The sequence below is a fragment of the Paenibacillus sp. P4_A7 genome, assembly GCF_056402455.1.
The window spans coordinates 1-7,886 of sequence record NZ_JBFUHJ010000250.1 but is presented as its reverse complement, the minus strand read 5'-3'; the positions used below and the strand labels follow the sequence as shown (position 1 = coordinate 7,886).

At 42.1% G+C, this 7,886-nt stretch carries 10 protein-coding genes; all 10 read right to left on the bottom strand.

Translation table 11 applies throughout. The features are described 5' to 3' along the window. Window positions 1–1,193: 30S ribosomal protein S1 (gene rpsA / locus AC1DWN_RS22485; RefSeq protein ID WP_477561131.1), on the bottom strand; the 1,193-nt coding region annotated here is incomplete at its 3' end. 82 nt (window positions 1,194–1,275) lie between these two features. Continuing rightward, the gene (locus AC1DWN_RS22480; RefSeq protein ID WP_477561130.1) at window positions 1,276–1,854 is read right to left on the bottom strand and encodes a lysophospholipid acyltransferase family protein; all 579 of its coding nucleotides are present in this window, start codon (window positions 1,852–1,854) and stop codon (window positions 1,276–1,278) included. A gap of 3 nt (window positions 1,855–1,857) precedes the next feature. Then, window positions 1,858–2,553, bottom strand: a complete 696-nt coding sequence (gene cmk, locus AC1DWN_RS22475) for a (d)CMP kinase (protein WP_477561133.1) — start codon at window positions 2,551–2,553, stop codon at window positions 1,858–1,860. Between the two features lie 144 nt (window positions 2,554–2,697). Continuing rightward, on the bottom strand, window positions 2,698–2,895 hold the full coding sequence (locus AC1DWN_RS22470; RefSeq protein ID WP_477561129.1) for a hypothetical protein: 198 nt from the start codon (window positions 2,893–2,895) through the stop codon (window positions 2,698–2,700). A 55-nt stretch (window positions 2,896–2,950) separates the two neighbouring features. Then, window positions 2,951–3,604, bottom strand: a complete 654-nt coding sequence (locus tag AC1DWN_RS22465; RefSeq protein ID WP_477561128.1) for a flagellar brake protein — start codon at window positions 3,602–3,604, stop codon at window positions 2,951–2,953. 58 nt (window positions 3,605–3,662) lie between these two features. Continuing rightward, entirely contained in the window at window positions 3,663–4,985 is a 1,323-nt protein-coding gene (gene ypeB / locus AC1DWN_RS22460) for a germination protein YpeB (protein WP_477561132.1), read from the bottom strand. Window positions 4,986–5,116: 131 nt separating this feature from the next. Continuing rightward, the gene (locus AC1DWN_RS22455) at window positions 5,117–5,278 is read right to left on the bottom strand and encodes a hypothetical protein (RefSeq protein ID WP_477561127.1); all 162 of its coding nucleotides are present in this window, start codon (window positions 5,276–5,278) and stop codon (window positions 5,117–5,119) included. A 114-nt stretch (window positions 5,279–5,392) separates the two neighbouring features. Next, on the bottom strand, window positions 5,393–6,088 hold the full coding sequence (gene prsW / locus AC1DWN_RS22450) for a glutamic-type intramembrane protease PrsW (RefSeq protein WP_477561126.1): 696 nt from the start codon (window positions 6,086–6,088) through the stop codon (window positions 5,393–5,395). Window positions 6,089–6,430: 342 nt separating this feature from the next. Then, on the bottom strand, window positions 6,431–7,045 hold the full coding sequence (locus AC1DWN_RS22445) for a genetic competence negative regulator (protein ID WP_477561125.1): 615 nt from the start codon (window positions 7,043–7,045) through the stop codon (window positions 6,431–6,433). A 202-nt stretch (window positions 7,046–7,247) separates the two neighbouring features. Continuing rightward, window positions 7,248–7,577: a hypothetical protein gene (locus AC1DWN_RS22440; protein ID WP_477561124.1), complete on the bottom strand. Its 330-nt coding sequence runs from the start codon at window positions 7,575–7,577 to the stop codon at window positions 7,248–7,250. Window positions 7,578–7,886 lie beyond the last annotated feature (309 nt).

Sequence of the window (7,886 nt, the reverse complement as noted above, 5' to 3'; positions counted from 1 at the left end):
GAGTAGCTCATGCTCTCATTGCTCAAGCTAACATTAGGGTTATCGATTTTCTCGATTTTCGGTGAGCGCGGAGCTCTGTCAGGTCTAGCAGAAGGAGCAGCTTGTTCAGGAGCTTCTTCTGTTTCCTTGATGCTTAGGCTTACGCGTTTCTCAGCAGAGTTAAAGTCAAGCACTTTCGCTTGTACTTCTTGCCCTTCTTTAAGAACATCGTAAGGAGTCGCAATATGACGGTGTGCGATTTGGGAAATATGAACAAGTCCTTCAACACCAGGAGCGATTTCAACGAAAGCCCCGAAAGTAACGATGCGGCGAACAGTACCTGTTACGATATCACCAATAGCGAATTGCTCACCAGCAGTATCCCAAGGACCTGGTTGAGCAGCTTTCAAGCTAAGGCTGATTTTGCCAGCAGCAGGATCAACTTTAAGCACTTTTACACGAACTGCTTGACCTTCAGCAACAACATCTTTTGGATGTGCTACATGTTGCCATGAAAGCTCAGAAACGTGTACAAGACCATCGATTCCGCCGATATCAACGAAAGCACCGAATGGTGTCAAACGTTGTACAGTTCCATCAAGCTCTTGGCCTACTTGTAGAGCAGACATAACTTGTTGTTTGCTTTGCTCGAACTCGCCATCAAGAACTTCTTTTTGTGACAAGATCACTTTGTTGTTCTCACGATCGATTTCTTTAACTTTTACGCGAAGCGTACGGCCTTTGTAATCGCTGAAGTCTTCAACGAAATGACGCTCAACCATAGAAGCTGGAATAAATCCGCGGATACCAACATCTGCTACAAGACCACCCTTAACAACATCAGCAACGACAACTTCGAACACTTCGCCGCTTTCAAAACGTTGTTGTAGCTCATCCCAAGCTTTCTCGCCGTCCACTTGACGTTTGGAAAGAACAAGCTTTTCTTTCTCATCGTCAATGCTAACTACTTTAAGCTCAACCTCTTGACCAATTTGAACGGCTTCGGAAGCGGATTCGATCTGCACTGCAGAAAGCTCACGAACCGGAATAACACCGTCATATTTATATCCAAGGCTTACATAAGCTTGGTTATCTTCGATTTTGACGATTGTACCTTTAACAGAATCGCCTTTTTTCAAAGACACAAAATTATCCAAAGCGTCTTGGCTTACTTCTTCCGCCACGGATTCTTGCACATTAGTTTCTTCTGACATTTGAAATAACCTCCTCAGTTCATACCCCAACTTTATTTAAATCCGCAAACGCCTAGAGCGCAAGCAGCATTTAAAACACTTATTAACGATTGTTTGCAGCAATCTCGCGAATGCGAGTCATAATGACGTCTGTTACTTGTTCAAGCATATCAGGTGATGATTCATCAATAATAGCTTTAAAATCAATCGGCTCTCCGTAACAAACAATCATTTTACTGAATGGTCTATAGTTCCCAATTATCGCAACCGGCACAACCGCCGAACCACTACGCATTGCAATCATAGCGGCGCCCTTCTTGGCCATACCCGTTTGATTATGGCGTGATCCTTCCGGGAATATCCCCATTACGTTACCTTCCTTAAGAAGCGTAATAGCCGATTTGATTGCATCCTTACTCACTCCGCCGCGCTTGACCGGAAATGCGCCAAACGACCTAATGAGAGATCCGAAAACAGGAATTTTGAACAATTCTTCTTTCGCCATAAAATGCACCTTACGTCGAACCTTGACGCCAACTGTTGGCGGATCGAGCAAGCTAAGATGATTAGAGGCTAATACAACTGGACCGGTAGATGGAATATTTTCCACACCTCTTGCTTCCAATCGGAATAATAGCGTGTAAATGACACGCAAAAGAAAACGGAATATAAGATATAACATAGTTTACTTCGCCTCCGCCAATTTCGTTCGGCTTAATTTAACAATTGCATCAATAACTTCATCAATTGTCATATTGGTGCTGTCGAGTACAACAGCATCAGAAGCGCAAATGAGCGGTGATATGTCACGTTGCTCGTCTAAGGAATCGCGTTCCGCAATTTCAGTTTCAAGTTGCTCCAAAGAAATAGATTGACTGCTCGATATTTCACGGTAACGGCGTAGAGCACGTTCCTGCACCGTAGCGGTTAAAAATATTTTCAGTTCTGCATCAGGTAAAATATGCGATCCGATATCCCGTCCATCCATGACAACGCCTTTGCGAGAGGCAAGTTTTCGTTGCATGTCTTTGAGCACTTCACGAACAGTTTCATTCGCGGCAATATGTGACACCTGAAGTGTGACTTCACGAGAACGTATACTATCTGTTACATTGTCGCCGTTTACATAAACGGACTGCCCGTTTTCCCCAGGCTCAAGCTCTATCTTTAGAGATTTCACAAGCTTCCCTAATTCAATAGGCTGTTCCGACGATATTCCGGCACGTCCAGCACATAGAGTAACTGCACGAAACATAGCGCCTGTATCGATATATACATATCCAAGCTGTTCGGCAACTTTACGTGCAACACTGCTCTTGCCCGCACCAGCCGGTCCGTCAATTGCAATGTTCATACGATCGCTGTCACCTTCGTGATGCATCAAATACGGTCAACCCCCTTTTATTAGAGATGGCTGGCCGAATGCATGTACGAATGCGACGCTAACCACTCAAGAAAAAAGCAGGCTTTGCCTGCGAACGTGAAAATTATACCACACAATATGCACAGATGCAAAAGCCGAGTGCTAGTTCAAGCGGGTTCCTTCCCACCGATCTACACCCGTCAGCCACTGTCTTATCTCATTATTTTGTAGTGCAACCTGCGAACAAACTAACAAAATGAGCAATGTTATAATCATTTTTCGCAATACTGCGCTGACTTCTTCAGATAATAGCAGCAGTTGCTTGCGGGTTCTTCTTTTCGTCAAAAACTTACGAATCATATGGATAATCCCCTTCCTGTTTCAGGGTATCTTCCCAATGATTACGTCGTTTTATTCATCGATTACGAAATTCAAGCTGCTTTTCAAAACAAAAACGGATAATTTTTTGGCGTTCCGAATCATTTATCATCGTATATTTTATCATAACTTGCTTACGACCTGATTCAAGCACGACTACACGGACGATTTCTGCTGTGAATGATGCATGATCAATGATTCCGTTTTTAAAAGGCAAGAGCAGCCAACACTCCAAGGATTGCTCGGATTGAACTGGCCATTTGCCATCACAGATCAACGAAATACCGCCGCCTCCAAGATCATCAGTCCTACATATAAAACGTTCATAATTAGACATTTTTACCGCTATTTCAAGCTCAACTGATACACGTAGAAAACTTCGGCGCTGTACCTTTGTAATCCGATCTGGTTCTGGCTTAAGTATTTTTATTAATCGAACACCATCTTCTTTAAATCCGAGTACATGAGCATCAAAAAAGTTTTTAACGCCATCTTCTGATAGAAAGTAAGCTGAGAGCTCGTCACCTAGAAACAATCTTTTAAATCGGCCGGTCTTCTCGTTGATCGGAATTTCAATGAGGAAACTGTCCTCTTGCTCGTCTGCAATTCGAGATTTGTATTCGATTACATTTTCTTGTTCATCCGAAGAAGCGACATGATAATACAACATTTGGTTCACTTTAGGCAACAAATTGGCTCCCCCCATTCACATGTCATTATAACATGTCAAATAAAGAGGAGCCATATCGTTATTTGTCAGAAGCAGCCTTGGCATCGTATGGAGACATTTCTTCGATTGATTCCTCCAAGCCTGATTCTGAATTTATATAAACTCTGTAAATCCCGCCATTAATTTTGCCTGTGTACTCGTAACAGAGCACCTCTTCACCAAGATCGTTTTTAATAAGCGCCAATTGCTCATTCGTTACTTTCATCTCGGTATTCAACGCTTTACGTGCATCGGCCTTAGTAATGATTGGACTTGGCAAATTCCGTTTATGATGCTCATAAACATAATCGCTTGCTTGCAAGCCCACAACTTCTCCATTATCGAGCGCTACTTTCACTGTCAGCTTCTCAGGAAAGATGAGAACGCCACTTTGTAAGCCTACATAAGTGAACGTCCCTGAATTATCGTTAGCATCGTAGCTGATCGCTTTCATTCCTTCTAACTCATGCTTTTCCAAGAAGGAGTCAGCAGCAGCTTTCGCTTTGTCCAAATCTACCTTCTTAGCACCTAAATCACGTGAATTCATAAACCAAATGAGCTGACCGCCCTTTTGGGTGAAATCCATTTGTATTTTATTGTTTTTATTCGAATCATTTACAGATGCGGAAAACGAGGCGTATTCCGTACCTTTTCCATTTTCAACAACACGGATATTCGCTTCAGGAACATTGGCAAATTTCGCAGCATTCTTTTTTATTTCTTCAGCAGTAGCTTGTTTCCCGCTGAGCATACTTATGGTGCGTTTCTCATACATACTCGTGACCGATGGTCCCCAGTTTATTTCTGGATATTCACTAACTTTCTTGTCTACCGATCTGAAGCCGTCAACGATAATATTGTCGCCCTTTGCCTGCTGGGCAGAAATAGCAGTCTCAACATCCATCCAACGCAATTTGTTATTTATTACATCTTGCTGCATGCCGATCAGCTCTTTGGAAATTTGTTCGGAGTTTGCATACAAGGTTTTCATCGTTTTAAACTCATCTTCTGTTAATGGCTGCTTTGTTAAATCCCGTACTGCAGTCTTGTACGAGAAATTTGCAATTCGAGATAAAAAGTCACTAGCTTCGTTGAATGGCAGCATGGTTACAGGCAGCTGATTAATCTCATTCTGAGCTTGACTTGTCAGCCTCCAAACGTTAACCAAACCTTTTCGGTGGAACGCCTGAGAGGTAGAATTAACCGCGAGCGTATTTCCTAGCTGCTGATGCAACTGCTCGACATGATTGGTTAAATCGTGGAATGCGCGTTGGTACTGGTTTTCCGCTTTGATCAAAATCATGTTTTTTTCTTGATGCTCTTGATAGCCMCAATAAGCGGCACCTATGAAGAGGATTGTCATTATCGGAAAAAAAATTGAGCTGAGTCGACGGTACATAACATAAAAGCTCCTTTCTTGTGCAAAACTTGGTGTTAGTTTGGTTTGCCCAAGGGAGCTTTATGCATCCTTCTATTCAATTATATGCCAATCCTTCAAAAAACACCGTGTTCTTCAATATCCAGGTCATTGCTGTTATTGCAGATACACTGTTTAAAGCCAGTATCTACAGCGCCATTCTCTCGTCGTCCACGCAGAACGAATTTCTCGCCGCACACGTTACACCGAATGGTCACCTTCACTCTCAGCGCTTCCATACGTACCTCCTACAAAGTTTCGTGCAGCAAAACTTACTTCGTAAGCATAGGCTACCATTATTCGAATGCCATCCTATGAGGCATTGCAATATAATGTAAGTATGGACGGATCGTTTATAGTTTAATCTCATCCTCGCGTGCGACGAATCGAAAAGGTGACCTAGAATTAGCATGATTCATCTTACGTAAGCCCCATATCCATAACGCAATCATAAATGGAACGATAAACCACATCCAATTCGTCCTAAGTGTGATCATAATCCAGTCATAAGTTCCGTGTAAAAATGTTGGCAGCAATAATGAAATGGCCAAAAAATAACGCACTTTTTTGGTTGGCGCAAACTTTGCTTTACCTAAATAGTACCCCATCATGACACCAAACAAAGCATGTCCTGAAACAGGAAGCAGCGCACGACCAAGCAGTGTTCCGAATGTAGCCGGTGAATAAATCGCATATAATACATTTTCCAATGTAGCAAAGCCAAGAGAGATCGATGCTGCATATACAATTCCATCATATGGCTCATCAAATTCAGTGTGGTTAAATATAACATGATAAAGTACAAACCATTTTAAAAACTCTTCTACACCTGCCGACTCCACATAAGCGAATAGAATCGTATGATCGCCAAGCCAGAGCTGTAAACCTCTTTGAACAACCATGATAGGCACAACAACTAACATCCCTAATACAAACAATCTCACGACCATATGAATCGGTTCAACATCGTACTTATCCCTTAAATATAAATAAGTAAGCAGCGCAACACCTGGAGCCACTGCGGCAGTCAAAACGGAAAGTAATAGCATTTCGTACCTGCTTTCTCACATCCAACTCTACTATCGAAAGGCTTAGGCTGTTCATCGAACGCAAGCCATACAGGCAACCAGCTGTATATCGACCTTGTTGGTGCAATAGATTTCGAACAAATAATCAATATCGAGTCTATCTTGATTATACAACGCTCCAGTCATATACGAAACACCGCCTTTATCTATATTTAATATTGGCAGTTAACATTCACTAAATCGACTGGAAAATACTGGTTTTATAAAAAAGAAGCACCTGCAGATGAATTCATTCTGCACGGTGCTCTGTTCGCATTCTTATATAAGTGTGTATAAACAGGTTATCTATACTTTCTTATATTTTTAATATTTAAAATGATTGCATATTTCTCGAACTGCTGCTTCTGCCATAATAACTTTGCCATATTCCTCTAACATCGCGTAGGTAACCGATGTGGCTTCACCATATTCAGCAAGCAATGCAATTACTGCATTATGTCGAGTTGAATCAATCAACGCTGGTTCAAGCGTTAAAATATACTTACCATTGTAGGAATACAACTTTCCATCGTCGGTTAAATCCGATGATTGAAGCTGCTTACAAACGGAAATGACATCTTCAAATTCCCGAAATGCGTACATCACGATATCACTTTGCTCGAGCGTTACTTCCATCTCATATATTTCGTCTTCCGTGTCGTCATCTTCTATTGCTCGATCTTCGGAATGACTATGCATCTTACCACGGGTGACAATCACGACCATACCTTGTGCGGGGAGGGCAAATACTTCGACCGCTAATGGGCCGCTGGCATCGAATCCAAGTTCACTATATGCTTGATCCATCATTTCACTGAACAGTTCGTGTACTTTTGGAATTTCGCGCCACATGTCGTCCTTCTGGATCCCCCGTTCCAGCAGGTCGTCGAACGTCAGGAAAATCCTTATCTTGTCCTGACTCAGTCGTTCGATTTTCATGACAGGATCCTCCTCTGCAGCATCTGTTGTAATAAAGTATGAAATTTTTAGTAAGATGTGATCATTTTGACCAAATCTTGCTATGTAACTACTTTATCATGTCTGTCCGTTGAATGCACTAATATTGGTCCAAAAAAAGAATCGTTTGAACACTTTGCAATCAGCAAAAGCGCTCCTACGATTCTCATTTTGGATATCTGTATTAATGTGTTATGGCTGACGATTCCGCCCTAATGCTATCCGCTTCTTTTTTTAATGTTGGGTCGCTATTGACAATTGCCTCAATTTGATCCCAAGCGGCTCCTGATTTTACGACGGTATCGTCTGAAGGCTTTGGGGCTATTGTTGCAGCCTCCTGCTTCCAATTTCCGTTCATCATTTTCGATACTGATTTTCCAACTATTGTAGAACTAACATCCGACATTGTACTTGCCGCCCAAGCAATAGCACCAGGTCGTTTGCGCGATACATAAACGGTGGCAGCTGCGCCAATCAATCCGCCAACTAATAAACTGCTTAATTTCATTGTCATGGACACCTCTTTCCTACTCGGTATTCCTCCAATAGTCTGACCTTCGCGCACCGGTGTCATTCGATATAAATTAAGGAAATCACGTACCTGACAGCATCAGACAACCTTTCGGACTCAAATACAGCTATTTGGCATATATGATACAATAATATCGATTCAGCGCGTAACACATTTAACGTATGGAGGTTCACGAGAAATGAGTTCACTAACAATGAAAAGATCAGTTCAACTATTAGCTGTTAGCTTTCTGATTGGAACACAATTGGTCGCTTGCAGTGCCCCATCTAATCATGTGAACAGTTCAGTCTC